At 55.3% G+C, this 26,003-nt stretch carries 31 protein-coding genes and 1 pseudogene; 24 read left to right on the forward strand and 8 right to left on the reverse strand.

What is annotated here, in order from left to right:
• The first annotated feature begins 58 nt into the window (after window positions 1-58).
• Window positions 59-742: a hypothetical protein gene (locus JJD74_RS24645; protein ID WP_185709561.1), complete on the forward strand. Its 684-nt coding sequence runs from the start codon at window positions 59-61 to the stop codon at window positions 740-742.
• Window positions 743-1,287: 545 nt separating this feature from the next.
• Here JJD74_RS24645 and JJD74_RS30930 read toward each other — a convergent pair.
• The 3 genes and pseudogenes from JJD74_RS30930 to tnpB (JJD74_RS24655) form a co-directional block, all read right to left on the reverse strand.
• Window positions 1,288-1,521, reverse strand: a complete 234-nt coding sequence (locus tag JJD74_RS30930) for a hypothetical protein (RefSeq protein ID WP_196744398.1) — start codon at window positions 1,519-1,521, stop codon at window positions 1,288-1,290.
• Window positions 1,522-1,842: 321 nt separating this feature from the next.
• Window positions 1,843-1,950, reverse strand: a pseudogene (locus JJD74_RS30935) (IS66 family transposase); the annotation flags it as partial.
• 235 nt (window positions 1,951-2,185) lie between these two features.
• Window positions 2,186-2,398 carry an IS66 family insertion sequence element accessory protein TnpB gene (gene tnpB / locus JJD74_RS24655; protein WP_080981191.1) on the reverse strand — a complete coding sequence of 71 codons (213 nt, stop codon included), beginning with the start codon at window positions 2,396-2,398 and terminating at the stop codon, window positions 2,186-2,188.
• Window positions 2,399-2,469: 71 nt separating this feature from the next.
• On the opposite strand from tnpB (JJD74_RS24655), the gene tnpB (JJD74_RS24660) reads away from it, so the two are divergent.
• From tnpB (JJD74_RS24660) to JJD74_RS24750, 19 genes are all read left to right on the forward strand, one after another.
• Window positions 2,470-2,673 (forward strand): IS66 family insertion sequence element accessory protein TnpB, encoded by a 204-nt coding sequence (gene tnpB, locus JJD74_RS24660; protein WP_233081557.1) that lies wholly within the window; start codon window positions 2,470-2,472, stop codon window positions 2,671-2,673.
• A 511-nt stretch (window positions 2,674-3,184) separates the two neighbouring features.
• Window positions 3,185-4,453: a group II intron reverse transcriptase/maturase gene (gene ltrA, locus JJD74_RS24665; protein ID WP_003459714.1), complete on the forward strand. Its 1,269-nt coding sequence runs from the start codon at window positions 3,185-3,187 to the stop codon at window positions 4,451-4,453.
• Between the two features lie 156 nt (window positions 4,454-4,609).
• Window positions 4,610-5,784 (forward strand): IS3 family transposase gene (locus JJD74_RS24670; protein WP_228379854.1). Its coding sequence is split into 2 segments (ribosomal slippage): window positions 4,610-4,829 and window positions 4,829-5,784, totalling 1,176 coding nucleotides; the frame shifts between segments, so codons are not numbered across the junction.
• Between the two features lie 25 nt (window positions 5,785-5,809).
• Window positions 5,810-6,430, forward strand: coding sequence for a hypothetical protein (locus JJD74_RS24675; RefSeq protein WP_200617017.1), 621 nt, complete (start codon window positions 5,810-5,812; stop codon window positions 6,428-6,430).
• 7 nt (window positions 6,431-6,437) lie between these two features.
• A complete protein-coding gene (locus JJD74_RS24680) occupies window positions 6,438-6,680 on the forward strand; it encodes a hypothetical protein (RefSeq protein WP_033039694.1) in 243 nt (80 codons plus the stop codon).
• A 117-nt stretch (window positions 6,681-6,797) separates the two neighbouring features.
• Window positions 6,798-7,166, forward strand: coding sequence for a hypothetical protein (locus JJD74_RS24685; protein WP_033039696.1), 369 nt, complete (start codon window positions 6,798-6,800; stop codon window positions 7,164-7,166).
• A 67-nt stretch (window positions 7,167-7,233) separates the two neighbouring features.
• Window positions 7,234-8,004, forward strand: a complete 771-nt coding sequence (locus JJD74_RS24690; RefSeq protein WP_084341315.1) for a hypothetical protein — start codon at window positions 7,234-7,236, stop codon at window positions 8,002-8,004.
• 23 nt (window positions 8,005-8,027) lie between these two features.
• Complete coding sequence (locus JJD74_RS24695) at window positions 8,028-9,272, forward strand: DUF1173 family protein (protein ID WP_124097871.1); 1,245 nt, start codon at window positions 8,028-8,030, stop codon at window positions 9,270-9,272.
• 93 nt (window positions 9,273-9,365) lie between these two features.
• On the forward strand, window positions 9,366-9,800 hold the full coding sequence (locus JJD74_RS24700; protein ID WP_047296950.1) for a hypothetical protein: 435 nt from the start codon (window positions 9,366-9,368) through the stop codon (window positions 9,798-9,800).
• A gap of 11 nt (window positions 9,801-9,811) precedes the next feature.
• The gene (locus JJD74_RS24705) at window positions 9,812-10,048 is read left to right on the forward strand and encodes a hypothetical protein (protein ID WP_047296951.1); all 237 of its coding nucleotides are present in this window, start codon (window positions 9,812-9,814) and stop codon (window positions 10,046-10,048) included.
• A gap of 16 nt (window positions 10,049-10,064) precedes the next feature.
• Window positions 10,065-10,319 (forward strand): hypothetical protein, encoded by a 255-nt coding sequence (locus JJD74_RS24710; protein ID WP_047296953.1) that lies wholly within the window; start codon window positions 10,065-10,067, stop codon window positions 10,317-10,319.
• Window positions 10,320-10,351: 32 nt separating this feature from the next.
• Window positions 10,352-10,675, forward strand: a complete 324-nt coding sequence (locus JJD74_RS24715) for a hypothetical protein (protein WP_047296954.1) — start codon at window positions 10,352-10,354, stop codon at window positions 10,673-10,675.
• A 415-nt stretch (window positions 10,676-11,090) separates the two neighbouring features.
• Window positions 11,091-11,540 carry an antitoxin Xre/MbcA/ParS toxin-binding domain-containing protein gene (locus JJD74_RS24720; RefSeq protein WP_011078033.1) on the forward strand — a complete coding sequence of 150 codons (450 nt, stop codon included), beginning with the start codon at window positions 11,091-11,093 and terminating at the stop codon, window positions 11,538-11,540.
• The gene (locus JJD74_RS24725; protein ID WP_011078034.1) at window positions 11,537-11,974 is read left to right on the forward strand and encodes an RES family NAD+ phosphorylase; all 438 of its coding nucleotides are present in this window, start codon (window positions 11,537-11,539) and stop codon (window positions 11,972-11,974) included. Before JJD74_RS24720 ends, JJD74_RS24725 begins: the two co-directional genes overlap by 4 nt.
• Window positions 11,975-12,325: 351 nt before the next feature.
• Window positions 12,326-12,685 (forward strand): hypothetical protein, encoded by a 360-nt coding sequence (locus tag JJD74_RS24730; protein WP_016502323.1) that lies wholly within the window; start codon window positions 12,326-12,328, stop codon window positions 12,683-12,685.
• Window positions 12,686-12,890: 205 nt separating this feature from the next.
• Entirely contained in the window at window positions 12,891-13,664 is a 774-nt protein-coding gene (locus tag JJD74_RS24735) for a tellurite resistance protein (RefSeq protein WP_011600753.1), read from the forward strand.
• A 10-nt stretch (window positions 13,665-13,674) separates the two neighbouring features.
• Window positions 13,675-14,793 carry a toxic anion resistance protein gene (locus JJD74_RS24740; RefSeq protein ID WP_086223399.1) on the forward strand — a complete coding sequence of 373 codons (1,119 nt, stop codon included), beginning with the start codon at window positions 13,675-13,677 and terminating at the stop codon, window positions 14,791-14,793.
• Window positions 14,793-16,172 carry a tellurite resistance protein gene (locus JJD74_RS24745; RefSeq protein ID WP_086223400.1) on the forward strand — a complete coding sequence of 460 codons (1,380 nt, stop codon included), beginning with the start codon at window positions 14,793-14,795 and terminating at the stop codon, window positions 16,170-16,172. Before JJD74_RS24740 ends, JJD74_RS24745 begins: the two co-directional genes overlap by 1 nt.
• 89 nt (window positions 16,173-16,261) lie before the next feature.
• Window positions 16,262-17,221 carry an endonuclease gene (locus tag JJD74_RS24750; RefSeq protein ID WP_086223401.1) on the forward strand — a complete coding sequence of 320 codons (960 nt, stop codon included), beginning with the start codon at window positions 16,262-16,264 and terminating at the stop codon, window positions 17,219-17,221.
• A 167-nt stretch (window positions 17,222-17,388) separates the two neighbouring features.
• Here JJD74_RS24750 and JJD74_RS24755 read toward each other — a convergent pair whose 3' ends face one another.
• From JJD74_RS24755 to JJD74_RS24770, 4 genes are all read right to left on the reverse strand, one after another.
• On the reverse strand, window positions 17,389-17,664 hold the full coding sequence (locus JJD74_RS24755) for a hypothetical protein (RefSeq protein ID WP_086223402.1): 276 nt from the start codon (window positions 17,662-17,664) through the stop codon (window positions 17,389-17,391).
• 183 nt (window positions 17,665-17,847) lie between these two features.
• Complete coding sequence (locus JJD74_RS24760) at window positions 17,848-18,822, reverse strand: DNA replication terminus site-binding protein (RefSeq protein ID WP_086223403.1); 975 nt, start codon at window positions 18,820-18,822, stop codon at window positions 17,848-17,850.
• A gap of 196 nt (window positions 18,823-19,018) precedes the next feature.
• A complete protein-coding gene (locus tag JJD74_RS24765; RefSeq protein WP_179195537.1) occupies window positions 19,019-19,285 on the reverse strand; it encodes a hypothetical protein in 267 nt (88 codons plus the stop codon).
• Window positions 19,286-19,662: 377 nt separating this feature from the next.
• A complete protein-coding gene (locus JJD74_RS24770) occupies window positions 19,663-21,165 on the reverse strand; it encodes a UvrD-helicase domain-containing protein (RefSeq protein WP_083377995.1) in 1,503 nt (500 codons plus the stop codon).
• 148 nt (window positions 21,166-21,313) lie between these two features.
• On the opposite strand from JJD74_RS24770, the gene JJD74_RS24775 reads away from it, so the two are divergent.
• Together JJD74_RS24775 and JJD74_RS24780 are read left to right on the forward strand one after the other, a co-directional pair.
• The gene (locus JJD74_RS24775; protein WP_143479508.1) at window positions 21,314-21,634 is read left to right on the forward strand and encodes a hypothetical protein; all 321 of its coding nucleotides are present in this window, start codon (window positions 21,314-21,316) and stop codon (window positions 21,632-21,634) included.
• A gap of 100 nt (window positions 21,635-21,734) precedes the next feature.
• The gene (locus tag JJD74_RS24780; RefSeq protein ID WP_083377972.1) at window positions 21,735-22,076 is read left to right on the forward strand and encodes a hypothetical protein; all 342 of its coding nucleotides are present in this window, start codon (window positions 21,735-21,737) and stop codon (window positions 22,074-22,076) included.
• Window positions 22,077-22,234: 158 nt separating this feature from the next.
• Here the strand turns inward: JJD74_RS24780 and JJD74_RS24785 are convergent, their stop codons facing one another.
• Complete coding sequence (locus tag JJD74_RS24785; RefSeq protein WP_083377971.1) at window positions 22,235-23,101, reverse strand: replication initiation protein; 867 nt, start codon at window positions 23,099-23,101, stop codon at window positions 22,235-22,237.
• Between the two features lie 1,028 nt (window positions 23,102-24,129).
• Between JJD74_RS24785 and JJD74_RS24790 the strand changes: the two genes are divergently transcribed.
• Window positions 24,130-24,609 (forward strand): partitioning protein, encoded by a 480-nt coding sequence (locus tag JJD74_RS24790; protein ID WP_083377970.1) that lies wholly within the window; start codon window positions 24,130-24,132, stop codon window positions 24,607-24,609.
• A gap of 210 nt (window positions 24,610-24,819) precedes the next feature.
• Window positions 24,820-25,953 (forward strand): ParA family protein, encoded by a 1,134-nt coding sequence (locus JJD74_RS24795; protein ID WP_083377969.1) that lies wholly within the window; start codon window positions 24,820-24,822, stop codon window positions 25,951-25,953.
• Window positions 25,954-26,003: the final 50 nt, after the last annotated feature.

Here is a 26,003-nt window from a genome sequence, read left to right on the forward strand (position 1 = left end):
TGTTGGGTAGGGTATCAATGTCAGTTGTAAAAAATATCTGGTCTTTCAGGTTGATATTATGAATATAACTTACGCCTCGGGGTCAAGTGATCCACTAAAATTATCGTTCTGGTATGCAGTATTTTTTTCAAGTTTTTCAATTGTATTAGCATTTCCATTTCTATCGTCATCCGAGGAGGACAGTGCCCGATTCCTAATTCGTCATTCTGTTCGTTGTGCTTTACCCTGGTTATTGCTAGCTCTGTCGGCGTCATCATTGTATCGATTGAGGCCTGGGCGCTTGTCGCAGTGGTTACTAAATAATAGGCGAGAGTTTGGCGTGGCATTTGCCGTTGTTATGGTTTGGCAGATTATTTTTATTGCGCAACTTCTGCTTGTTACGGGTAAAAATATTATAGGGCTTTTTCCAACAAGTGGTCCGATCGGCTACCTATTACTCACAAGTGACCTGATTGGTTATGTATTCATATTTTTGATGGCTGCTACTTCATTTGATATCGGTAGAAGGTATCTGTCACTTCTCAACTGGAAACGTCTTCATAGGACTGGCATTTGGTTTTTGTGGTTCTCTTATTTTTATACGTTTGGTTTGCTTATGATGTGGCAAGAAAATCTTGAAGATAGTTTGTTTTATTTTTTGTTGTGGTTGTTAACTTTAATGCCTGCTTTGATTAAATTGGTCGACGTAAAAAAGATCTATTGCATGAAGCAATTTGAAAAGTCCTCGTCAGCAGATTCTTAGTGTGGCACCTGACCCTTCCGGTAGAGTGTCGTATTCATATCCTATTTTGAACTTTGCATTGAAAAGAGCGCCACGATTCAGATCAGACTCGAGCAAGAATTGAGCGGCAGAAATGTCGCTCGTCTGTTAGCGCAGGCCTGTCGACCATCAGCCAATCTATCCCTCGATGGCCAATACCGCCTACCGCGCGCTCAAAAGTGTCTACATGCCCCCTGCGTATGACTATTCCTGACCTTCGAGACTCTTTAAGCGTCTGCCTAATATATAGACGGGTGCCCACCGGGGCGATAATAGAGGGGGATCTGCGTCGGCAGGTATGTAAGAAAAAACTTCAAGTAAGTATACGGATCATACCCGTTGAGCGGCACTGACGGTATAAAACTCACGATCACCGCTGTACGTCTACCGCTGCATAACGATCACGCGAACATCCAATTCGAACTGCCAAGAGCCCACTGCCCGATTTGACTCTTGCACCATTTCTATCTATGAGCAAAGCTGTAGCGCAATCACGATATCCAGTGTTTGATGCGTAATCCAGGGTTTTAGCAATGGCCACCTCCATCAGGCGCAAGCTGGTTTAGGGCGATAATCCAGGTATGAAGTCCACCAGTGTTTGTCGCATCTATTTCTACCGATTCGCTGCCGATAGCCGGGGTCTGGTTCGCGGACTTATCCTTCAACCTCGTAAAAGGTTGCGATTTAGTACCATGCTTTTCAGCAAACTTGCTCTTGTTGGTCGCGTGCAAGTCGAAGAATTTGCAGCGTTTGTAGGTCACGCTGCGGATCTTCGTACCGCCCAATTCATAGCTAGCCTTGCAGCCGGCATAGTCATAGTAGTCTGCTTGCCGCCCGAACTAGCCAAGAAAGCTCGAGCGTGTTCGCCGGCGCGGCTCGGGCTGAATACGTAAACGACCGCTGTCAGGTCGGAGAACCGACTAGTGGCATAGTCTCAGACAAAAGCTCAATGAGTTTTTTCGCACCAGACGTCAGCATTTGTAACGGCGTCTCGTCGGCGAGAACGATGCAGTGCGTCAGCAAGGCATCGCGCAACGCATCACTAGAGGCTAGAGTCGCACGCCGCAGTTGCCCACTCAATGCGCTAAGGTCGAATGGGCGATAGCCAATCCGATGCGACCGAAATTTTTTTCCTGACGATACAGCGGCAGATGGTCAGCGAACTTGGCCAGCATGATATGGGCCTGCAGACTTAAAGCAACGCGATCTTGTTGGCTAGTTTCCGATTACCCGACTTTTGATGATCAAACTGCTTGTCTATTGTCTTGATTCGATAGATTGACCGCGCAGCCCAAGCACGGAGTTCTGCAGGATTTAACAGATTCACATTCGAATGCGAAGTCATGCCGCCTATGCCAGATAGGGTTACGGGGGGGGGGGCGATAGAGTGATGTGGCAATCGTGCTGGCAGGCCAAGGCTGCGGGTTACAGCACCGTGAGAACTCTTCTGTAACCGACGCGTTGCCAAGGTGAGCCGAGCACAAAAGCTTGAAGTTGTTCTGCATCCAAATTGTCTAGATTGCCGTGCCGCACACCCGGTCCAAAGAAAAGTCCTTGATTTAAGCGCCGGGTAGCAAGCCAGATCTTCAAGCCATCATGCACTAGAATTTTTATGCGATTGTCACGTAAGCGCTCCATGAACCCCACATTCAAAGCGCTTAGTTGATGCCGGATGCTGTGCTCCCGATTACCTCAGGAGCCAGCTCGCCATGATGCGTCCCGACGCCAAAGTCGAAAAAGTCTATCTCTACCCCAAGCCCGTGGACTTCAGAAAGTCCATTGATGGCCTCGCGGCGCTGGTCGAGCTGGACATAAAAGTGGCGGTGTTCGATCCCGTGCTGTTCGTCTTTCTCAACAAGCCTCGCAACCGCGTGAAGATTTTGTATTGGGGTGTGTCACGAACGCTGGCGTAAGCCAGCGATGCTGTATCAAAGATGGGAGTAGGCCTTCCGGAGTCTGCTTGCAGGAGCTGGCTCCAAACCACCCGGTGCTGCTGCGTTCAAAAGGCGTGGTGGTGAGCGACCGTTGGAAAAGGCGCCGATAACGGCGTCAGGTAAGTATTGAGAAGATGAGCGAAAGCAAACCGTCCGAAGACGCATCGTTAAGTATTCAAGTGCTGTCAAAACTGAGGTCGCCCAGTAGCCTCAGGACCAGTCTGGAGGATACCTGTCTACTGTCCAGATGGCAGCCGGTGTATAGGCGGCATGAGCTCAATACAGGCTTTGATATGGAACGTGAGAACCTCGCCTTTGATGCCAAGGGAAATGACAAGCGGCTACCACCGCGAGGAAGAATACCGATGCAAAGGCCGAGGGGCGGAGCCATTCGTAGTAGTGATGAAGTTCTTGTAATGAGGATGGAGCGAAGGGGTGGCGTTTCCCAGCTGGCTTATGTCATCAACCTGCTTCGGCGGGGAGGAGTGGTATGAGCACAGCAAAGTCGTACAGCATTTCCAAACTGACAGTTTGGGAGGCCTACCAGCGTGTGAAAGCCAATCGAGGAGCCGCTGGGATAGATGAACAATCTATTGCCCAGTTCGAGCAGAAGCTGCAACGGAACCTTTACAAGTTGTGGAACCGGATGTCATCAGGTTCTTATTTTCCGCCGCCGGTTCGGCAGGTGGAAATTCCGAAGCAATCAGGAGGCAAACGCAAACTGGGTATTCCAACAGTAGCTGATCGGGTGGCCCAGACCGCCGTGAAGCTGCTTATAGAGCCGCGTCTGGACTGTCTTTTTCATTCGGATTCCTATGGATACCGACCGGGAAAATCAGCCAAACAGGCGGTCGAGATCACTCGCAAGCGCTGCTGGAATATGAATTGGGTGGTGGAGTTTGATATCAAGGGGGCTTTTGATCATATCGATCATGAGCTGCTGCTGAAAGCGGTAAGGCATCATGTGAAGGACGACTGGATTCTGTTGTATATCGAACGGTGGCTTAAAGCGCCGTTCGAGACTGCTGACGGCGTTCAGGTACCGCGTGAAAGCGGTACACCCCAAGGCGGGGTTGTCAGTCCCTTATTGATGAATCTGTTTATGCACTATGCGTTCGATACCTGGATGCAACGGACTTTTCCAGGTTGTCCATTTGCACGCTACGCCGACGATGCGGTGGTTCACTGCCGTAGCGAAAAGCAGGCGTGTGAGGTCATGGCGGCAATCAAGGCACGGTTGGAAGCATGTCTGCTGACCATGCACCCGGAAAAGTCGAAGATTGTGTATTGTAAAGACAGTAACCGCAAAGCAGCGTACCCAACGACGCAGTTTACGTTCCTGGGGTTCACCTTCCGGCCACGGGAGGCGTGGGGTAATCATGGACGCCGGTTTACCAGCTTCCTGCCCGCAGCCAGTAATGACGCACTTAAGCGAATGCGTCAGCAAACTCGCGGCTGGAATATCCAGCGGCAAACACCGGCCAGCCTTTTTGAATTGTCAAAGCAGTACAACGCGACCCTCAGAGGGTGGTGGAACTACTACGGGACTTTCTACAGAACGGCGATGCGCAAGGTCTTCAATCATTTTGACTTGAAGCTCCAGCGTTGGGCTCGTCAGAAGTACAAACCACTGGCGGGGCACAAGCGCCGCAGTGCTGACTGGCTCAATCGGATGAAGAAAGCGTGTCCGTCGCTGTTCGTGCACTGGAATGTCTTTGGAAATGCAGATCGACTGGGTAACGGGAGCCGTATGAGTTGAGAGACTCACGTACGGTTCTGCGAGAGGCTGAAGGTGAAACTAAAGTGGACCCCGGAATCGAGACAGCGGTTTAAGCTGTAATCCGAGGAGGAAAGCAGCGTGACAGAGGTTAAGAAACGCAAGGTTCACAGCGCAGAATTCAAGGCGAAGGTGGGCATGGAAGCGATCCGCGGGGAGAAGACGCTCAACGAAATAGGACAACAGTACGGCGTGCATCCCGTGGTGGTCAGCCAGTGGAAGAAGGCAATCCAGGAACAGGCAGCCACGCTGTTTGCCAGCAAGCGTGGCCCAAAGCCTGCAGAGCACGCCGACGAGGACCGCTTGTACAGCGAGATCGGGCGCCTGAAGATGGAATTGGATTGGCTCAAAAAAAAGTCCGGACTATGAACGCAGACGTACGGATGAACTGGGTCATGCAGGACACGTCCCTGCCGATTACTCGCCAGTGCGAGCTCGCGCAGGTGCCCCGGGCAACTTTCTATGGCCGCAGGCCCGCCAATCTGGCCAGTGATGAACACTTGCTGTACATGCGGCTGATCGACGAGGAGTACACCCGCCACCCGTTCTACGGCAGCCGCCGCATGGTGGTATTTCTGCAGCGTGGGGGCCACGAAGTGAACCGCAAACGGGTGCAGCGTCTGATGCGCGTCATGGGCCTGGCAGGTATGGCGCCGGGTCCGGCAACCAGTCATCCACACCCCCAGCACAAGATCTATCCGTACCTGCTGCGAGGTTTGCAGATCGTGCGGACCAATCAGGTCTGGAGCACTGATATCACCTATATCCGGCTGGCGCGTGGGTTTGTCTACCTGGTGGCTGTCATCGACTGGTACTCTCGACGGGTACTGGCCTGGCGCATCTCCAACAGCATGGACACGGCGTTCTGCGTGGACTGTCTACAGGAAGCATTGGATCAGCATGGATGTCCGGAGATCTTCAACAGCGATCAGGGTTCTCAGTTTACGAGCGAGGCCTTCACCGGCGTGCTTAGAGTTGCCGGGATCGCCATCAGCATGGACGGGCGTGGGCGTGCGCTGGACAACATCTTTGTGGAACGGCTCTGGCGTAGCCTCAAGCACGAGGACATCTACCTGAAGGGCTACAGTACGGTGGCTGAGCTCACGCTCGGACTGGTCGAATACTTCGCGTTCTACAACGGCGAGCGGCCCCATCAGGGACTGGGAAACCGCACTCCTGACGAGGTCTATGCCGATGGTATTGGCGGCGGCGCCAGGATTGCTAATCACTTTGACCGGGACGGAAATCCTTCCAGCCCGGTCGCATCGGGGCAGCGCCGTTCGGCTGCAGTAGAAGCAATGGATTTAGCTTAAACCCGGATGAAATCTGTCTTGACAGATGGGTCCACTTTACCAGACGGTATTGATGTTCATCGTCGCGGGTTTCGCGCTGGGCGGCGCTGTACAGGTGCTGGTTGACGCGAGCACTCCAAGCCTGAGCTCCCAAGGAGCTTGGGAACCAGACTTCGAGCGTACCGAAACTGAGAAGTGGTACTGGGCTCAGCGACCAAACGGTGAAGAGTGGGCGGTGCGGGAAGCCACAACTGAACGCTGCTCACCGCACATCGACGTGCGCTGGGCCATGGGCGATCTGATCAAGGAACTTCAGCGCCCCGAGAACCGGACTGGCTCTGACTTCCTCGATCACAAGGTGATGAAGCTGCTCGGCATGCAGGCCCAGGCGCAGGGCCTGAAGCCAACACAGAGGTTGGATGACGCCAAGCGTTTGCTTGAGTTGCGCTATGGCGGAGTGCCTTCCCGGCTTGAATGGGATGCCAAGGCAGAAGAATTGCCACCGAGCTTCAAGGCGTACATCACCGTGCGCGTGCAGTCGAAGGCCCCGGCGATGGAGCCGGAGCCCTGGCAGCGCTGCCTGATCGCGGACGGCCCGTCCGAGGCTCTAGCCGTCACCATCGCCGCGATTACTCGCGAGACCTGGACATTCAAATCCCAAGTGTGAGGTCGTTATGTTTCCGAAAGAGATCAAGGCTGAGCGTGAGCTGCTGGAAGGTGGCCGGTTTGCTTTCAACCTGCGTCACGACACCCTGGGCGAGCTGGGACGGATCGTGCTGCAACCTGCGCAGCTCGGCGGCAGTCACGTCTCCTATGAGGTCATCGATTTGCCTGATGGCCGCTTCAATCAGCGCAAGGCGATGATGGATTCGCTGGCCAAGACCGTCACGGCCGCGTTTGAAAAGGCCCGGCGCTAGCCATGGTTCGCTAAGTCATTGAAAACCCAGCCAACCTTGGCTCGCGAAAACCTTAGCGTACGAATTTTCCCGAATTCTGCGGGCTCCCGATACTCCCTCTTCAGTAGGAAAAGAATGATGATCGATGCAATCGCCCAGCGTTTGGGCTTCATTCGGGTGGCAGTTGTTAGGGATCAACTCCAGTTTGCTCGAAACATCTCCAAGCGACTGGATGAACATCGAGAGGTGGTTGAGCAGATCCAATCTCAAACGAATCTATTCACAGAATGCCCGTGGCACGTCAGCCACATGGCCACGCAAGACGACTACCTCATGCGGATCTATCGGATGGTGCATGGTGCCTGGCCCGACCATTCCGATGAAGTTCACCGTCAGCACTGGTACGGTGAATTTATTCGTCAGCGTCCCCAGCTGCTTGGTGGTTGCGGCTTGCCTGAGTACCGCCCGCAAGACAACGTGAGTAATTCCGACGCTCCAGCGTCCTGAAAACGAATCTCCTTCTCCTCCTCCCGCGATAGCCTCCTGATCGAATACACCAGGAGGATTCGCTCTCATGAAAATCCGCAGTCTCTGCGCCCTCGGCAAAATGAGGGCGTACTCCGCTGACCGACAAATGGTCACTCTCTCGCCCAAGGCATTCAGCATCCCCGACGGCGTAGATCCGCTTGAGCACGAGCCTGAAGCGATTCACGACTTCATCCAGAGAAACCGCTGGCTCCATGCAAACTGCATCGTCGGCCTGCACAACAGCCACAATCAGCTACTGGAACCAGGCGAGGTAGTCATGAGCGGTACCCGCTCGTCCCTGATGCGATGCCTGCTGCGATGGGAGGCGCTGCGTATCCTCCCTGTATGGATCGATGGCTTCGACAGCCTTTCTGATGATGAGCGCGCTACACGCGCCAAGCAGCTCGAATGCCTTGACCAGGCCCGCCACCAGCTCCTTTCCGTCGATAGCTGGTATCAGACTGACCAGGAACATTACGAGATAGCGCGTGCAGTCATGCGTACTGGTCACTGGGCGCTGGAAAACCTCCCCCCACTTGATGGGCTGGCGTGGCCAACCGGAGAGATCTTCGACCTGAAAAACCCCAGCCTTTCTGCTGAGGCCGTTGAGACCGGATACCTCGAAGGGATATTTTCCATGATTGAGCGAAAGGGCCGGTTTCATGGGGAGTGCGGGAGCATTCCAGCAGACGAATTGTTCGGTATTGCGCTCATGAGCCCCAAGTCCGGATATGAGTTGCTGGTCAAGCTGCATATACAGATCGAAGCAAACCGTGCTGAAGCAGCCTATGCCCGCCGGCAGCGGGCGATTGCCTGACCCGAATCAGGAGAGAAAAGATCATGCTCAACCGTCGATATCCCGTACTGATCTCTGGGAAACGTTACTCGCCGGAGTTCCAGACCGATCAGCAGTACGCAAAAAACTGGAAAATCGTTTTGGAGAAGGCCTACGGCACTCATGCAATTTGCCAGTGCCCAAGCAGCGGTTCCCGAAAACTCTCGATCAAGCGACGTGAAGATAGCGATGGTTTTCACCTGGCGCGGTTCGCCGGTACAGGTCATGAGCACTCAAACGATTGTCGGTACTACGCGCCGGCCCCGGAGCGTTCCGGTATGCAAGGGTATGCCGTTGGCGTAGTGGAGGAGGGCGAAGATGGCAGCATTCGCGTGCGCCTGGCTCGAGGCATTCGAGTCCAGGCCCCTCGATCCGAGGAAAGCGAAAGCACCTCGGTGACAAGATCGCCCGGAAAGAGCAAGCCGGCTATGACGTTGCTTGGGCTTCTGCACCTGCTTTGGTCTGAGTCTCGACTCTCTACCTGGTATCCAGCAATGGAGGGCAAGCGCAACAGTGGCATTGTGAACTACGCGCTTCTGCAAGCTGCTGAACGTGTAGCCGCAAGCCGAATGAAGTTGAGCGAAGTGCTGCTGTTGGCTGCACAAAAGGACAGCAAGGGGGCGGCTCGCAACCAGGCGATCGCCAAGGCGGCGATGACTCGAGATCTCCGGCTCGTCGCGATATCGCCGCTGGCCCGCTATAACCCTGAACGCCATTCTGGAGACATCAGCAGATTGCCTCTGGCCGGGCCCTTCGGGATGCCCATGCTGAATTTGCCCCCGGCAGCCTGGGCAACCGCCGCCCGCAGATTCGAGAGAGAACTTTCCGCCTGGAAGCGCGGAAGTCGAGTTATCGCCATCGCTCAGGTTACGCCGCGGAAGGGCGAGTCGTTTTCGCAAGCAGATGTCGTTGAGCTGGCCCTGATGCAGGTCAGTGAGCGTTGGATTCCTGTCGACTCAGATTACGAAGGGGTGATTGAGGCCATGCTCCACGCCGCTGGCCGCAGCTTCGATAAACCTCTTCGCTACGACGCTGATGAAAGTGAGGTTTTCCCTGACTTCTGGCTTTTGGACACGGGTAAGGACTACCCCCTGGAAGTGTTCGGCATGAGCACACCTGCCTACCTGGAACGGAAGGCCGTCAAAACGGCTTGGTACAATCGGGAGTACGGCGGGGCAGGGTGGTGGTCGTGGAATGCTGCGGCTGATCCGAAAGGAAGAAATATCCCTCCTTTCCCGGCCAAGTCCTGAGCGCCTTCATCGAAAGCATGCGTTCTTGGGTTCTCTAAATCTCGTGCGATGCTGAAAGCCTCAAACCCGAGACTGCCTCTCAAGGAAAACGTCATGCAATCCGTACTCTCGAAGAAGTCCACAGGGATGAAGAGCAGCTTCTGCCCAGTTACGCATTCGCCTTCCCCCAACGTAACGCGAAGCTTTGGCTCTGACGTTCACGTCAGTTACAACCCGCGTAGCGGCGACTATGGCAGTGATACGACAGCTATCGTCCTGCGCGAGCGCGTATTCTTTGTGCTCAACGGCGATCATGCCGAAACGATCTGCAAAGTCGCTGAAAACAATGGTGTCCATGGCTGTGTCGATTACTTCGTAGAGCACATTGCTCAGGCCAATAAACTCAGTGAGCACCTGATGGCCACAGGCGTAAGTAATGATCCCTTTGCTCTGATGCCGACTGCCTTGGAAATCCTTGGGCAAGAAGGCGTAGACCGCATCGCGGCGGCTGCAAAAGCTCAACTGGACTCCAAGATAGAAGGTGTTTGAGGAAACCCGCCATGTTGCACCTTGTGACCGAACAAGAAGCTGGTGAGCCGGATATCTTGAGTGTGGTAATGCACTCAGCGTTTGAAATCCGCTCGCTCGCCGGCGACGTGCTTGTCACGGTGCCAGCGCCTGAGTCCGGGTGGACGCATGCGCAGCTGGTAGCCACTGCTGTAGAGCATGAAGCGGTTACTCCTGACGGCGCCGATGGCTACTTGGGTGGCCAGTGGATCGGTAGTACCGAAATCTGACCTAGGAAAATGGACCATGCCCTTGATCAAACTAGACTCCGCGATGGTGACCCACTTACAGGCTCGGGTAGCCGCCTTGGCCGAGCTGCATCGCGATATCTCGACACTGATCGAGGCTATCGACCTGCCAGCTTTATTACACACGGCAGATCGTATCAATGACCGCCTGCGCGAGTTGCACCCGAGGGTAATCCGCGAACATGAAATGATGGACTTACGCGAGCAGGTTCGAGTCATGACCGAAGATTGTCGCCGGCTGCTGGACAACTGAGCTGAACACCACCCGAAGCTAGGGAAACCGAAATGACTGAGCAGAAATTGAGTATCGCGGCACAGATTGCAGCCCTGATGCCTGGCGGTGATGACAGCCGCATGTGGCGAAACTACTTGGCCAGCGCTCTTGAGCAAGTAGCCGCAACCGACGACCTTACCCTGCTCCGTGCCGCCAAAGGCGCTGATGAGTTCGAGGTGGGCTTTATGGCCTTCGTGTCCAACTTCCCTGGTGTCGAGATTGAGCCTGCGCCCGAGGGCGGCTTCTACGGTGTTGCCTTGGGGCTTGTGAAGCTGGATCGCGCGCTTCGCGGTGAGGTGCTGCGCGCCTATGCTGCCGTGTTGAGAACAAGTTAAGGGGATCAGCATGTCCTGGGCAGATCGCGCAGCACCAATTGTTGGGGAGGTAATTCGCCGCGTAGGGCGAAGCGACCAGCAGGCCCTCCGAAAGGCGCTGGCCGAGGCATACCCGTGGGGAGAACGAAAAAACACTCCCTACAAGGCGTGGCTCGCCGAGGTGCGCCGGCAGCTAGGCCACCCGCTCAACACGCCGAAAACAGATCCAGCGAACCAACAAGCAGACATGTTTGGCCAACGCAGCCAGTAGGCTGACCCACCAAAGGCGCTCCTCGAGCATCATCCTGGATGGGTTGAAAGTGACCGCCACATCTCTACCGGCAGGCGACCGCCAGCCGGGCCACCCAAACGGTAAGCTTGCATCCTCCGGCGTTTCCCGCATACTAACCGGGAAACGCCGGACAGGAGAACCATCATGCTTGCTGAAGTCCTACGCGACCACGGGTATTCAGCTTACCGTGCGCGCTTACAAATACTGCTGGAGATCCCAGAGTCTGCCAGCGACTTCGAGATTCACACCAGAATCAGCCATGGCTTTTCCGCAGCGCGGTTAATGAGGCTCACTGAAGAGGGGGTGGTTACCCCGCTGGAGCGAGACCAGATTATCCCGCTGCGCACCCTGAAAAACCGGATCGAGCGCGATCAGCCCCTCACTGTCGAGGAAAGCGACCGGCTCTTCCGATCGGCGCACATCACCGCGATGGCTGAGGCTATTTTTGGGGACGCCGACAAGGCCAAGCGATGGCTCTCCAAGCCCAAGGAACGATTCTCTGGGTTGACGCCCATGCAACTGCTCACAACTCAGCAAGGCACAAGCCAGGTTGAAGAGATGCTGCTGCAAATCGCCGAAGGCTTCGCTCTGTGATTCTGTGGCGGATCAGCTCATATGCTGACTTGAGCGGGACAGGCGGCTTGCGCGTGAGCGGCCGTTGGCACCAGGCCGGCAGACCGGTCGTCTACACCGCGACCAGCCCGCCGGGAGCAATGCTCGAGGTGCTTGTTCATCTGGAAATTGATCCAGAGGATTTTCCGGCGACGATGCAGCTTCTCCGTATCGAAGTGCCTGACTCTGTATCACAAGCCCAGATGCCCACTTTGCCGGCTGGTTGGTCGGCAGAGACCGAGCTCACCAGAGGCATTGGTAACCAGTTCCTTGATGAGTGCAACGCACTGCTACTGCCAGTGCCCAGCGCTATCATACCGAGCACGGTGAACTACCTGTTCAACCCTCGGCACCCAGAAGCACAGAGCGCGACTATTCAGGTTGAGCTTTTCACCCCTGATTCGAGGTTGTTCTAGCAAGCGCCCTGAACAGCAAAAAGCCCAGCAGAAGTGCTGGGCTTTTTGCTGTCTTGCCGCGATGAGAAAGTCACCGTTTTGACGATGCAGCCCTTGATTTCGAGGCCCGCGGCCTGCCTCGTCCGGGGTATGCAGACTTCTTCCCTTCCAGGAAGAGCTGGCTCAGGACACACCCACAGTCCGCTGCCGCAAAACCAAAACTCATCTGTCCGCAAAACTCGCAGGTCGCAGCCAGTTGCTTGCGGGTGCTCGCGCGGCAGGGCATTGGTGGAAATGTCTCGTCTTCTCGCATGCTTGGGATTCTTGAAGTCTCCGGTAAAACCGATTTCGAACAAGTCAAAGGAGACAGCTATGCCAGACACCAACGATCCCCAGCAAGACGAGTCGCGATTGATCGACCGCATGATGACCGACCTGCTTTCCACGATGGATCAAGACGACTCAGACATGCGCTCGACGCTGATTGAGAACGGTGACGACATCCGGGCCCTGGCCGAAATCTGCCGGCAGACCGGCGTTTTCGAGCATAGCCACGCAAAGTTCGCCGAATTCAAGCAGCACCTGGAGGATTCAACACCTCCTGAAGAACGGCTCGTCAAATCGTGGGCGTGGCTGCTTGACCGGATTGTCCATTCGCCGACCACTCTGCACATGCGGGGAGCCGTTCGCCTATGCGTGCCACTGGTTGCGCTCTACCTACCCCCTGAATGACTTCAGGTCGAAACTCGCATAGCTAGGGAAATGAGGCGATTATTCGCGCCATTTTGAAGCGACTCGGGGAGGTTTGGGTTATTTCGAGATCGCGATACAAAGACTTCGAGCTGCGCTTTCAGTCGGTAAAAGCGTCTGAAATAACAACCCGCCAAGGAATACGGCAGGTACGATCTCCAACAAATCCAAGGAGAAATTTTCCGCCATGACTCATTCAGTGGTCAACATCGACCACCTCAAACAGCAGGTACTCCCTGAGTTGTTTGCTTTCCCGGCTCGCCTCGGCGAGTACGGGGGCGTAGCGGATAGCTCTGCCAAAATCGATCAACTATCAGATCTCATGGAGAGCGGGTCGGCGGCAGCGCTTGCGGCCAAAATCGCAGAAATCCTCTCGAAAATGGCCGACGCCTCGCCGGAGCAGATTACCCGGAAGCCGACCTGGTTCGAGAAGGTTCTGGGCGGAGCCGTGGAAAAGCAGGTTCGCTATCAAGTCGCCCGGTCAACACTGGAACAGCTACTGGCCGAAGCTGAAGGACACGCCCAAGGTGTACGCGATACGGTCAGTGCCATCAGCAGAATGATCGTTGCCCACGCCGAAGAGGCGGAAGCACTGAAAGTGTTCATCCAGGCCGGGCGCGAATTCCTCGAAGAGAACCCTCTCATCGGGACGGTAGCGGAGGGGGAGATCGAGTTTGATCGGCCGCGAGAGCGGCTGGCGCGAAAGCTCGCCAACTTGGCAACACTTCTGGCCTCACACGAACTGAGCGTTAGCCAGATGAAGCTGAGCCGCGCCCAAGCCCTCGACATGCTCGATCGCTTCCGAGAGACAGTCACCGTACTGGTTCCAGTATGGCGGCAACACACCCTTACCCTGATCACCACCAAACACATGAGCCCGGCGATGGTCGAGGCTGCCAGCAAGGCGCATCAGGCGCTGATGGCCAGCCTGTCTGAAAGCCTGAATGGCGTGAAGCACTGAGGAGCAAAACATGCAGCAGGAAATTACCGTGACAGATCTCGCCACTACCAACACCGAGCTTACTCCAGCTGGGCTTCAGGCTCTTGGTCTCCAGGAACAGGACATCCCCCAGATCAAGGCTGTAGCGGCACTGATCCAGGCAGAAAACCCGCTCTCGGTTTCTCAGTTCGGCAGGGAAGTGGCAGAACACACGTCCTCCTACGCCGACAGCTTGCTCGACCAGGTTCGTAACAGCGACCTGGACGATGCCGGCGCAAAGCTGAGCGAGGTGGTTGCCGTCGCGCAGTCGCTCAATGTCAGCGCGCTTTCCAATCGCCGTTCGCGCATCCCTGTCATCGGCCCGCTGATCGACAAAGTAACCCTGCGCGGCAAGTCCGTCATGGGTCAGTTCGACACCACGCGAGAGCAAATTGAAAAGCTCGTTGCTGAAGTCGACCAAACACAAGCGGGCATTTCTGCTCGGAACACCGGCCTCGAGTCCATGTTCGTTGCGGTACGCGAGGAGCATCGCCTGCTTGGCATCCACATTGCCGCCGGTAAGCAGCGCCTTGCGGAGCTACAGATGCAGGTTTCTCAGCTTCGGGCGAACATCGGGAACGACCCGGCCCGCTTGCAGCAAGTTGCGGATCTGGATGCACTGATCTCCAACCTCGACAAGCGTATTGGCGACCTCACGGCGCTCCAGCAGTCTGCGATGCAGAGCCTCCCGACGATTCGGATGATTCAAGCGAATAACCAGATGCTGGTGGACAAGTTCCACACCATCCGGGAAATCACTGTGCCGGCCTGGAAGCGCCAATTCATGCTGGCTTTGACGCTGAACGAGCAGCGGAACGCCGTCCAGCTGGCCACCAAAATCGACGACACCACCAACGATCTCCTCAAGCGCAACGCCGAGCTGCTGCACCGCAACTCCGTAGAGACGGCCAAAGCTAACCAGCGATTGGTAATCGACGTGGACACCTTGCAGAAGGTCCAGGCCACGCTGATCCAGACCGTCGAAGACGTAATCAAAATTCAGCGTGAGGGCGTAGCTCAACGCAAGGCCGCAGAAAAAGAAATCCAGGGCATGCGTATCGATCTCCAGAAGCGCCTGGGCAGGACTGATGAAGTGAAGGAGCTTCACTGATGACAGAACCAGTCCAACTGTTCCGGTTGCGGGTCGACGGCCTCGTTGCAGAGGAAAACATTCCCGTAGCGCAGCTATCGGGTCTCTTGAATGACTATGGCGTCGTGAAGGACAGTACCTTGAATAGGCTGATGGCTGGCCAGAGCGAGCGCGTTCTAGGTCAAGAGCTGGAACTGTCGAGGCAGACGCCAGAGGTTGCCCCGCGGTTGTACACGCTGCTTGTTGATGGAAAAGTCGCTGCGAAGGACGTTCCTGATGCAGAGCTCGAAAAACTCCTCGCCAATTACGGTGCTCGTAGAAAGGAAATATCTCGTGGTCTCGTTGCCGGCAAGACACAGCGTGTGCTCGGTCAGGATCTGAAGCTATTAACCCAGGCAGTTGGGCACACGGTCCACGTCAACGCCCAGCACGAACAATCCACAACGGAAGCGATAGCTGAGCCGACAGCGCCGAAGGCACCTCGAGCCCAACCCGAATCAGCACCGCCGGCAACAGCGCCGACGCCTTTTGACGCGCCCCTTCAGGAACTGATCTCGCGGGCGAAAAAGCTACGCAAAGGCACCCTAATCTACGGCGGTACCGCGTTGGGTCTGGCGATATTCGGAGGCGTATTTTATGCGCTGGGTATCGCCGCCGAACCAACCACGGCTATTGACCAGATTCTGGTTCCCGATGCGATCGCCATGGCTTTCCAAACATCTGGCCACGCCGGCGACGGTATCGGCGGGCTTATGGGGGTCGAATCGGTTGTCGACTCGATCCTGAATAGCACAGCGCTCAAAATGATCAGCGCGGTTGCAATGATTGCGGGTGTAGGTCTTGCGGTCATTACCGGACGCCTTTTCAACATCGTTCCAGCCCTGATGGTCGGGATGATGCCGCACGTCATGGGAGCGTTTATGGGGATACTCGATCCGGGCACGACAAGTAAGCCCAGCGAGTTTTATTCCGCGGTTGAGTCGAAGAACCTGCCGACCCTCCAGCGCCTGCTCAGCTCCAGAGAAGATCTGGACGAGGTGGCCAAGGCGTATGTGCTGGCCCAAGCATCTGTTGCCGAGGGCAGCTCCTCGAAGTGGGTTGTGCTGACAGCGAAGAACCTGCGAGAGGGCAAGATCAAGGGCAACTTTGCCGTCCCGGCCGGCATTGCCTACGCCATCGAGGCAACTGCGCTTGGCCAAGAAAGCCAGTCTCTTTCGGATCGAGCCGAACAGCATCGCCAGAGTGCCTTGGCCGAGGCAAACGACTGGAAGCGCAACAGCTTCTGGGCACTTCTCCTGGCAGGGCTGTTTGGCGTGATTGCCACGGGTCATGAATCGATCGCGCAAATCATCTTTCGCAGGGTACGCCGCATTGGTGAGCTGCTTACCCCGCTGCGGTAGCTACTGCTAGCAGCGCTCAAACCCAAGCCTTGCTTGGGTTTTTTTTCCTCTGAATAGCTTGGAACCACCCTTGGTTTAAGGAAAAGACCGTGAAATCGATCCTCATGATGTTTACGGCCGTGATGATGGCCACATCTCAACTCGCTTTTGCCTCAGCGCCTGTGACCTTTGAGCAGGCCAAGGTCGAGCTACGCCAGAAGGTCTACTACGACCGCAACACCAGCGAAACCGGCGATCTCTACTGCGGGTGCAACTGGAAGTGGGTAGGGCGATCGGGCGGCCGTATCGACTTCGCCTCATGCGGGTACGAAGTGCGCGCTCAGGAGAATCGCGCGCAGCGCATCGAATGGGAGCACGTCTTGCCAGCATATGCCTTCGGCAGCCAGCGGCAGTGCTGGCAGAAAGGGGGGCGCAAGAACTGCATCGATACCGATCCGGTATTTCGCAAAATGGAGGCGGACATGCACAACCTCGAAGTGAGTGTTGGTGAGGTCAATGCTGACCGAAGCAATTTTCGATACGGCATTTTACCCTCGACACCGATGCAATACGGGGCTTGCCCGACCAGGACGGATTTTCAGCAGCGCGTGACAGAGCCTCGAGACCAGGTGAAGGGCGCGGTTGCCCGTATCTACTTTTACATGCACGACCGCTACGGACTATCAATGTCCAGGGCACAACAGCAGCTGCTGATGGCCTGGGATCGTCAATATCCAGTGAGCCCGTGGGAACTGGAGCGTGACCGGCGGATCGCCAGAGTAATGGGGCATAGCAACCCATTCGTAACCGGTGAACAATCCTGGAGTCTCGGTGTGCGAGAGAAGGCAGTCGGCGCAATAGAACAGGTGGTTAGGAGCGAGTCAGTTCAACCAGGTGAACATGCCGCGAGCTCGTTTTCGCCGGTGATTGGCAACCGCAATAGCAATGTTTACCACCTGCCAGTGGGCTGTCCGAGCTACGGAAAGGTCGGAACGCGAAACCGCGTAGAGTTTGAGAGCGCTGCGGACGCCGAAGCCGCGGGGTTCAAGCGGGCCGGAAACTGCCGATAGGAGGCATATGCGGCTTGAAGCGCTGGGTGCTAGGGGTTATCCCTTCCTGAGCTTCCAGGGCACCTTTCCGGGCGCTACAGCCCGTGCTGAGGAGATGAGTCAAGCGAGGGGGCGTACTGTGTACCTGGCCGGGTGTATCGTGAAGACCTCCCGGCCGGGCTCGATGATCAATCAACGGTCTGGTGCTGTTTCGTTTTGGTGCTGTGCTGGGCCGGTACCGGCCCAGATTCGGCTGGCGTAGTGGCCAAGGTGTGAGTAATCACCGAGCCGCTTTTGTTTGCCAGGTTCTTTGCCAGAGACTCGCGGACAACCTCCATCGTGAGTATTCGCGAGGTGGCAATCGCAGCTTTGAGGGGCTGGCCAGCTGCAACCAGTACCTCAACCATGTCCAGGGCCGTATTCACGCCGGCTTCGATTCGTTTCTCAACGCCATCAATCATCATCTTGTCTATCTCCATTTCAGGCCGCTAGCGGGATGCAGCGGCCTCAGCGGAGCGTACGCGGTTCAAGAGGGGCTTGAACAGCTCAGAGCAATGAGGGATATTCTTTGCGTCCTAATTATTAGGGTGCTATTCGTTTAACATAATCCCTATTATGCGAATAACTTATTGATAAATAAGGAAAATCTATTTCCGTCCGGCGGTGTCTTTGACCGACTCTCGGTACGTCGATAGCACCTCAAGCCCATCCGGCGCGCTGGGCTCTTGGGCAACTGATTCCGCACTGGATGAGGCTACGAAAAAGCGCCCCCCAGGGAGTGCCGGCAATCGCTGCTTTACGTCAGGCCGTTTTGCTGATCGCGCGTCTCTATCGAAGTCCTTGAGGCCAACGATTCTTGCAGCAGGTTGCCCGTCAAGTACAAAGAATGGGAGGTTGGCATGGAGCATTGCGTCGTAACGGCTGCGCTCGGAAAACCACAGCATGGCCCGTGGATGCGGAGCGATAGGCTTGGGCACATCCAACACATCGGTTTCAGCCATGTTCGCGATGCTGCGTAGATCGATCCATTGGGGGCTATTCACCACCGGCTCGCCGGTGGCCATAGCCTTTTCATGGGCCTCGGCGAGCAGTACCTCACGGACGTGGCCAACAGTGACACGCTCTTTTCCTGAGGTGTGACCGGCCCAGGTGAATGTGATCTGTCTTGGAGCTGCATCAAACACCTGAATTGCGCGCTTCAGCTGGTTGAGAGAGAAATTTTTCCCCAGGGCCTGGCGCATGATGTGGGAGCGACGGCTGACGGCGACGTTGCGAAACAGGCGCTCAGCCTCGATCGCGTCCACCAGCTCGCTCTTGCAGCGATTCACCGCCCTACCCTCATCGAGTATCGATCCGGAGAGGATAAAGTACCCCGGCAAACGCAGCACGGTACCTGGAGCCTGGCCGAGATCGCGCTCAAATTCGCGTAGCGCCTCTACAGCGACCTTGATTGCGTCACTTCCTGTCAGCACCTGGACACTGATTCGAGATGGCGTCCTCTGTTCAGTGAGGAGCGGGATGCGCCATATCATCCCGCCGACAACCAATGTGGGCCACTTCTCATTGAAAGCCCCAACCGTTTCGACCAAGCGCTCGTAAGCGGAAACAATTGCGTCAGTCATCTAGGAATCCTCATAATACCACCCCTTCACTGCGCCTATCCGTTGCGCCCTCCTCCCCCTCCGCTCCATGTTAACCAGAAGCGACCCCGAGGGTGCGAAAGCCATCTCGCGATTGAAGGGGTGGTATTATCGAGTATCCCAAAATCCGCTCACAAAAAAACCCGCTCGAGGCGGGCTTTATTTGCTACGTGTCAGCTCAACGAACTCGGACTGCCTCAAGGGACAACAGATCCTCAATGTGATCGGCTGCATCGGCCCGCAAACGGCTCTCCAACCTTTCTCGACTGATGTGTTCAGTTTCGCTCGGCTCAACGAGCAAGACTACATAGCCTTGATCACGCAGCTGCTGAAGCAAAGCTGCCTGGCCTGTAGAAATTGGCATGAGAATATCTCCTGTGATTAGCGGGTTGGTTTCAAGAGTCGAAGCAGCCAACTGAAGACGCTTTTCCGCTTCGGTTTCCATGTCTGCCACACCCCGTTCATAGGGCCTGAAGCCGTCAAATCATCATGAAGCCGAAGTAGGAACCTGGTGATGCTCTTGCACTCCGCGCAGTGGCCACTCGCTTCTATCGTGAAACACCGCTGCGCCGGTCGGGTAACAGCTCCTCTCAGATGCTCATCCGGGATGGGCTGGTTGCAGCCGCGGCACTCGCCGACGAACTCATGCCAGGCTGTTTTATTCTCAAAGCAAACAGGTAGCTGGCTGGCAATGCTCGGCATCGCTAGCAGGTCCAGATCCCGCTGGGTTGGCTTTTTCTGACTCATCTACGCTCCATCGGCAACCTAATGGTCAAATCCGATCCTAGTACGAGCCCCGGATAACCCAATGATCGAGGAGCACTACGCGGCAGCAGCCTGTTTCTTTCTGAAAACCATCGGGGTATTTGGCTTGCGGCCGTCACGCCGGTCGACGAACTCTTTCATGATCTCCAACATCGTCGAGTTGACAGCCAGAACCCGCATAGCACGCGTACACGCGACGTAGAGGAGGTTCATTTCATCAATCCATGGTTCCTTTTCGTTGTCCGGATTGAATGGATCGAAGGTGAAGTCCTCAGCCAGTTGCACAGCATCCCATTCCAAGCCCTTCGAGCGATGCGCGGTGCTGAGAGTGATGGTGGCTTCAAGCTCATCGGTGACAGCATTGCGCCGCAGCTTGGCAAACAACTCCGGAAGATCCGCGCTGTACTGCTCGATGATCTTGATAGAACGGTTCATCTCGGGGTCTTGGCTTTCATCGGCAATCTGCTTGTAGAGATCGTAATCAGGATATTCCTGGAGGAGTTTTTTCCCCTTCACTCGGTCACGCCACCCCTTTGATAGAGCATGTAGGTCTTCAATATCCTGGAGGTTGTAACCATCGATCCCCCCAACCCAGTAGATCTTTGCACCGGCCTCTACATTGGCCAGCGCCGTCTCGATCACTCCAACTACCGTGCGGCAGAGTACGGTTCGATGTTCAAGGTCAGCTGGTAATGCCTTAGAAACACGAGTCTCGCCGCCAAGCCCAGCCAGTTGGCGGGATTCGCCCTTGAACGCGAGAACCATGTTGGCCACGTGCGCAACGGCAGACCCGAATCGAAACGACTGAGTGAGGTAATGGACTTCCGCTTTGTCGAGCCAGGTTGCATTGAGAGCATCTACAGCCCCCCTGAAACGGTAGAGCATCTGATGGCCATCACCACAGACGACTACACCCATACCGTATGCCGCCTGCTGCGCAAGCACACCAGCAATCACTGGATTGATGTCCTGTGCCTCATCTCCAAGCGCAATATCGTAACGGTCCCGCAAGTTCGGTTTCGACAGGGCCCAGAGCTTGAGGTACCCGTCGTGCGTAATATTCACAGCCTCGTTATGGATGTCGCACATTTGCAACCAAAGCTGCCTGGCTCCTTCTACGATGCTGCCGGCGGCGCGCTTCATTCGCTCCGTTTTGAGCTTGTTGACGGGGCAGTGACATAGCTCGATGTCGTCATCCGCGCTGGCCAAATAATTGTTCAGCGTCTCTTGCACGCTGCGCACCAATTCCCAGTTCTGAGAGCCGATAATCCTTGCGATGTCGGTCAGGCGCAGGTTGCTCGTAAGCTTGTGTCTGTACTTCGATCCGATCGACGCATAAGCCAAGCCGTGGGCTGTTTTGCACGTCACGTTCGGCGGAAATTTTTGCTTGGCAGCAATCTCGACGCTTTTGTTGTAGCAGAGGTAGAGCAGACGGCATTGAGGCCGAGCCTTGGCATAGCCAACAAGCGTAGTGGTCTTTCCTGTTCCAGCAAAAGCCACCAGCTTGACGATACGGGCCAACGAGTTAATCGCTGGCTCCTGTTCGTGGGTGAAGTTCATCCCTTGGATCTCCGTTCTGATATGGCTCCATGGTTGCATAGCCACGCACAAACCCAAGCGGGGGGCTGCTAGCTCTGTCCTCTTCAGGATTTGGGTTTTTCTGTAGAGCTGGCAATGTCTTCTCACACCCGGAATCAGAGCAGCAACCATGACTTACGACGAGACCCTTTCTTCCTATCAGCGTCATCTTGAAGCCAATCCAGGGAAAGCATTGCAAATCGGCGACGATTGCTACGCGGTGCTGATCAACGGAACCTTGAGAGGGGCATACCCCACCCTGGATGGGACTGTTGATCTCGGGACAACCTTCGACTTTAATCGCGAAGCTTGGGATGCCGAATGCGAGTGCTGGGACGGTGATGTTTCTGGCATGCAAACAGCATTCTGCGTAGCCACTCCCACCCTCGTTGATCTTCCGCCACCTCACGCCGGAAATAGGACGCCCTGCCTGGGAGGAAAAGAATGCTAGGGTTCGCCACCAATCTGATGCCGAACAAAGACAGGGGAGTTCCGTTTGGGATTTACGGGTCTGCTGGCAGGATGAGCGCATATCAAGGGAGCCGTAGCTTATGACAGCCATCCAACTTTTCCAGCAGCGCCAATCGGAGCCGGTCTGCACCGATCTGATTCAGATGATTCGTGAGGGCATGATTCGCCGGCTCAAGCGATTTGTTGTAGAGCCTTACGATGACGGTATCACCTGGGGAATTCAGACAGTCGCCATAGCAACACCAGATGCTGATGACGGCGACCAGTTTCCTGTTGTGATTGTCGACCTTCACGAAGATGACCAGGCTGCAATGTCGTTTGCTTTGAGCGTCTTCGACGCGCTCAAAACCGCTGGCCGAGCAACAGGCGAGGATGTATGCCAATGGCGGCGAAGCCTCTTCACGCTTGTGCCTAATTACTGAGCCCTGCACGCTCCAGACCGGGCTAAGAAAAACCCGCCATTAAGGCGGGTTTTTTGTGGGAGCGGCACTTAAAGGGCGGCAAATGACGACATGGGCGGGAAAAAGCACCGGCGACACTGCTCACAAAGGCACAAACGGTCGTAAGATGACGACGCATGCTAATCAGGTTGATCTTCTTCCTCCGCCGAAACAGCGAACAGCAGTCCAGCTTCCTGAGCTTCAGCCAACTCGCCCAGGGGCTTAGTGACCAGCCATTCGCTTTCTTCGGCAGGGTCATACTCAGGAAGCGGTGGAAGATCCTCAGGGTCAAGTTCCAGATTAAGCGGGAGCTGTGCGAGATCACAGAAGGTGAATTTGATAGCGATCACCTTCCGCCCTTCCCTTCTCAACTCGTAGCTGACATCCAGATTGCTCTTTGTCTTCAGCTCCTCAACTGCCGGATCTATGACCCTCTGGCGGAGGTTATTGAATCGTTGATAGGCATCCGACAAGCCAAGGGCTACCCGCAAGGCTTCAACCTCGATGTAGGCCCATCCAGTCTTCCGAAATTGCATCAACATCTCGAACAGCCGGAATGAATGGCTCGAGTCCAGGCAGGCTACCCGCCGTAGATCATAGCTAGTCACTTTGCTGTACAGCATCGTGAGATAGGGCATGACATGAATGGTGAACGACAACTCAACGCGACCTTCACCATCCAGGTATTTGGCCCGATCAACCCAGCGCTTCCGCTCCATGCCGGACCCGTCAAAGGTCTTGATGTCGCGCTCGTACAGCTCATCAGCTGCCACTTTCATCTGCTCATAGGCATGCCGGAGCTGGACGCCGTAGATATCCGAATAGTCCACGGCCGACACGGACACCTTTTTCGGCATGGGCCTTCGTGGATCGAGCTTGCTGATAGCCGCGAGGATCAACCGCTGCTCGTTGAGGGTCAGCCGGTACGACGCGGTAATCAGCGTATTGGATTTCGTGACCCGGAGCGGCTTAGGTTCCGGTTTGGTAGGTTTGGGTAAATTGGACATGTCTGGCCCTACGATTAATAACGGAACCCTACAGAGAGATTCCTCTGTAGTCGATACCCAGGAGTCGTCTAATCTCTAACCCCCCAGTAACCATGGGCCTTACAGCCAACCACCTATTCAGATAGCTCGACGGTACATGGATCTGTAGTCGATAGGTGGAAGCCGTAATCTGTAGTCGATTGGCCTCCCGTCCGGCGCGTACACAGCCGTAATCTGTAGTCGATGGTGCGCGATACCTTCGATCCGCAGCCGTAATCTGTAGTCGATAGCAAAGAATTGGATGCCACTGCTGCCTGGTAACGCCCGTCCAGGCATAGCCGTAATCTGTAGTCGTATCGGGCGGATGGCTGTTACAGCAGCCGTAATCTGTAGTCGATAGGTTCAGATGAGGACTGGGAAGACTATTTATTGGCGATTCAACGCGGGCATGGGGCAGCACAGGGATAAACGTCAAATAAACGACGAAATCATGCAAATATCTATTAAAATCAATGAGTTATAGTTTTTTTGGCGAAGCCTTAGCCCACGCTGGCAAATTCAGAGCACAAAATGGCTTGAAATCGAGCCATGAAAAATCAAACTCGTGCTACGTGGGCCACCCAACAGCCGGAATCTGTAGTCGTTAGGCGCAACCCAGGCCCTCCTATCCGGCCTGTGGATAACGGCCGGAATCTGTAGTCGCATCAGCCGGAATCTGTAGTCGCATCAGCCGGAATCCATAGTCGCAATGCCGGAATCTGTAGTCGCAATGCCGTAATTTGTAGTCGATGGTCCTCTGGAGGCCCCGTGGCACAAGGGCTCCAGCCTTCTAAAAACAAGAGAACAACAAGAGAAAAACAGTTAAAAGGCTTTTAAAACTGGAAAGCTAATTTTTCTGAAGGTTGAGAAGCAAAGGCCAAAACCGAAGCCAAAAGCAGACTCAGAATCCGAAGGCCGTTTTTCCGACGACAATTCGGTTCGAAAGCAGCACACCCACCAGGTCGGCGAGGAGAAAATGATCCCAACCGAACACGACCTGGAGGAACCCAATGAATACTGCCGCTTTCGCGGGCGTCGCAGCTTATCTGCTCAGCATGGCTGCTATAGCGCCGGAGCCGGTAAGCCTAGCTGTAGGCGTTACGACGATCGTAGACGTCCAGCAGCACTACACCATCATCGACAAGATTGGTACTTCCTACACCGGCGGGCCGGTACTGAACCTTTCAGAGTGGGAGGTCAATCTCGAGGGCGTCAGTGACATTCAACTGGCCTTTAATGCTGAAGGGGTCCTGGATGTAGCTACGGTAAAAGCTGACAAGCTCCATCTGGAGGAGGTGCTAAATGGCTTCAGGAACCAACTGCAAATCAGCACTGATGAATCCGGCCTTGGCTTTGAAAACGTGACCTTCTTATCTGGCTCCACCGAGGTGGTTGTCGAATCGCATCCACTGGACACTCAGTTCACTGTCAACTACATCAGCGCCGACTTCAAACGCGCACGCACCCAAGCTCAAAAACAGTACGCCTAACCAGATCACAGAACTGCCCTCCTCTCTTCATGCAAAAGCCAGTTCGCGTCTAACCATAAAATCTAGCCCTAAACCCGAACTGATAGGCACAAAAACCAGCCTTCAGTTCGGGATAAGCAGCGTAAAAAACACCCCTACCATGATTTAGCCTTGAAAATACGGCTTTACGTATTATCATCCACCCTGTATTCAGCAAATGCAGGGATTGTCATGCAGCAGTCAAGCGAGCAGTTTGAAGAAGAAACGGTCAACTACACCGACTTCGACGCCCTCCTCTATCCCCCCCAGTTCGCGGCCGACTGCTTCGGCCTTACAACCCGGCGCCTCAAGGATATTGAAGACGAAAACGGCATCGAGATTCGGCGGGTTCCGCGAGGAACCGTCACATCCAGGGCTTACACGCTTCGCGACATTTTTGACATCGCCGCGCTTCGACGAGCGAAAGGCTACACAAAGGGATTGCCCCGGCAGATTGTTATCTCGACGTTCGTGCAGAAAGGCGGCACTGGAAAGACGACAACCTCGGTCAACTTTGCTGTATATCTTCAGCTCGCGGGTCTGCGGGTGCTTTGCGTTGATAACGATCCTCAAGGCGATTCGTCCAGCGTGTTTGGCTACGATCCAGATCTCGCACTATCAGATCTCGAGGCAATGGGAATACCTGCCGATCGCTATGTCGCCGGCCACTTTGGTAGCCTCCTGAGTCCCGATCTCCGGGTGAGATGTTTTGATCCGATGACTTTCGAGGAAGTGGTCAAGAAGCCATTCGGTGAAAACGGGCCACACCTGATTCCTGCCGATGCATACCTTGAAGACCTGGCCGTCGCACTCGATGCCGAAAATAACATGGACTTCTGGTACGCCGGGTGGCTTGAGCGGGCGCGTAGCGGAGAAATCCCAGGTGTCGATATCTCCTCTTATGATGTGATTCTGTTCGACAACGCGCCTACCGCCTCCAGGCTCACCAAGAACTCTATCGTTGCCAGCGACTTTGTGCTCTGCCCCGTGCGGATGGACAAATTTTCGTTCCGGGCTCTGATGCGGCTTAACGACTGGATGGTCCGATTTGCGAAAGCGTATCGCCGCTCTCCAGGAGTGCTCGCTATTCCTACGATGTTCATCCGCAACCGCAAACGCATCCTCAGTAACCTGGTTGTCCTGAATGATCTTTTCCCTGGTCGGGTATCAGAGGAAAAACTCTATTACTCCGAGGATTACGGAAAAGCACTTGATCAAGGCGTTCCCCTGCTTGTCTGGAAAGGTGCGTCTTCCAAAACGATTGACTCGATGCGCAGCGTGTTTGGTGAAGCGCTGAAACGAATACGCGATCTGGCCGCGCAGTGATTGAGGTGGTGCTCGGAGCACCAGGGTCGTTAGATTTGAGTGGTGCTCGG

The organism is Pseudomonas sp. MF6776 (assembly GCF_016613125.1).
In the GTDB taxonomy this organism is placed as follows: domain Bacteria; phylum Pseudomonadota; class Gammaproteobacteria; order Pseudomonadales; family Pseudomonadaceae; genus Aquipseudomonas; species Aquipseudomonas iridis.

What these genes read in the sequence shown, in the direction of transcription:
- JJD74_RS24645 (WP_185709561.1), top strand. Translation starts at nt 59, where the DNA reads ATGAATATAACTTACGCCTCGGGGTCAAGTGATCCACTAAAATTATCG.
- tnpB (WP_080981191.1), bottom strand. Translation starts at nt 2,398, where the DNA reads ATGGAGCGCTTACGTGACAATCGCATAAAAATTCTAGTGCATGATGGC.
- tnpB (WP_233081557.1), top strand. Translation starts at nt 2,470, where the DNA reads ATGATGCGTCCCGACGCCAAAGTCGAAAAAGTCTATCTCTACCCCAAG.
- ltrA (WP_003459714.1), top strand. Translation starts at nt 3,185, where the DNA reads ATGAGCACAGCAAAGTCGTACAGCATTTCCAAACTGACAGTTTGGGAG.
- JJD74_RS24675 (WP_200617017.1), top strand. Translation starts at nt 5,810, where the DNA reads ATGGGTCCACTTTACCAGACGGTATTGATGTTCATCGTCGCGGGTTTC.
- JJD74_RS24680 (WP_033039694.1), top strand. Translation starts at nt 6,438, where the DNA reads ATGTTTCCGAAAGAGATCAAGGCTGAGCGTGAGCTGCTGGAAGGTGGC.
- JJD74_RS24685 (WP_033039696.1), top strand. Translation starts at nt 6,798, where the DNA reads ATGATCGATGCAATCGCCCAGCGTTTGGGCTTCATTCGGGTGGCAGTT.
- JJD74_RS24690 (WP_084341315.1), top strand. Translation starts at nt 7,234, where the DNA reads ATGAAAATCCGCAGTCTCTGCGCCCTCGGCAAAATGAGGGCGTACTCC.
- JJD74_RS24695 (WP_124097871.1), top strand. Translation starts at nt 8,028, where the DNA reads ATGCTCAACCGTCGATATCCCGTACTGATCTCTGGGAAACGTTACTCG.
- JJD74_RS24700 (WP_047296950.1), top strand. Translation starts at nt 9,366, where the DNA reads ATGCAATCCGTACTCTCGAAGAAGTCCACAGGGATGAAGAGCAGCTTC.
- JJD74_RS24705 (WP_047296951.1), top strand. Translation starts at nt 9,812, where the DNA reads ATGTTGCACCTTGTGACCGAACAAGAAGCTGGTGAGCCGGATATCTTG.
- JJD74_RS24710 (WP_047296953.1), top strand. Translation starts at nt 10,065, where the DNA reads ATGCCCTTGATCAAACTAGACTCCGCGATGGTGACCCACTTACAGGCT.
- JJD74_RS24715 (WP_047296954.1), top strand. Translation starts at nt 10,352, where the DNA reads ATGACTGAGCAGAAATTGAGTATCGCGGCACAGATTGCAGCCCTGATG.
- JJD74_RS24720 (WP_011078033.1), top strand. Translation starts at nt 11,091, where the DNA reads ATGCTTGCTGAAGTCCTACGCGACCACGGGTATTCAGCTTACCGTGCG.
- JJD74_RS24730 (WP_016502323.1), top strand. Translation starts at nt 12,326, where the DNA reads ATGCCAGACACCAACGATCCCCAGCAAGACGAGTCGCGATTGATCGAC.
- JJD74_RS24735 (WP_011600753.1), top strand. Translation starts at nt 12,891, where the DNA reads ATGACTCATTCAGTGGTCAACATCGACCACCTCAAACAGCAGGTACTC.
- JJD74_RS24740 (WP_086223399.1), top strand. Translation starts at nt 13,675, where the DNA reads ATGCAGCAGGAAATTACCGTGACAGATCTCGCCACTACCAACACCGAG.
- JJD74_RS24745 (WP_086223400.1), top strand. Translation starts at nt 14,793, where the DNA reads ATGACAGAACCAGTCCAACTGTTCCGGTTGCGGGTCGACGGCCTCGTT.
- JJD74_RS24755 (WP_086223402.1), bottom strand. Translation starts at nt 17,664, where the DNA reads ATGATGATTGATGGCGTTGAGAAACGAATCGAAGCCGGCGTGAATACG.
- JJD74_RS24760 (WP_086223403.1), bottom strand. Translation starts at nt 18,822, where the DNA reads ATGACTGACGCAATTGTTTCCGCTTACGAGCGCTTGGTCGAAACGGTT.
- JJD74_RS24765 (WP_179195537.1), bottom strand. Translation starts at nt 19,285, where the DNA reads ATGGAAACCGAAGCGGAAAAGCGTCTTCAGTTGGCTGCTTCGACTCTT.
- JJD74_RS24770 (WP_083377995.1), bottom strand. Translation starts at nt 21,165, where the DNA reads ATGAACTTCACCCACGAACAGGAGCCAGCGATTAACTCGTTGGCCCGT.
- JJD74_RS24775 (WP_143479508.1), top strand. Translation starts at nt 21,314, where the DNA reads ATGACTTACGACGAGACCCTTTCTTCCTATCAGCGTCATCTTGAAGCC.
- JJD74_RS24780 (WP_083377972.1), top strand. Translation starts at nt 21,735, where the DNA reads ATGACAGCCATCCAACTTTTCCAGCAGCGCCAATCGGAGCCGGTCTGC.
- JJD74_RS24785 (WP_083377971.1), bottom strand. Translation starts at nt 23,101, where the DNA reads ATGTCCAATTTACCCAAACCTACCAAACCGGAACCTAAGCCGCTCCGG.
- JJD74_RS24790 (WP_083377970.1), top strand. Translation starts at nt 24,130, where the DNA reads ATGAATACTGCCGCTTTCGCGGGCGTCGCAGCTTATCTGCTCAGCATG.
- JJD74_RS24795 (WP_083377969.1), top strand. Translation starts at nt 24,820, where the DNA reads ATGCAGCAGTCAAGCGAGCAGTTTGAAGAAGAAACGGTCAACTACACC.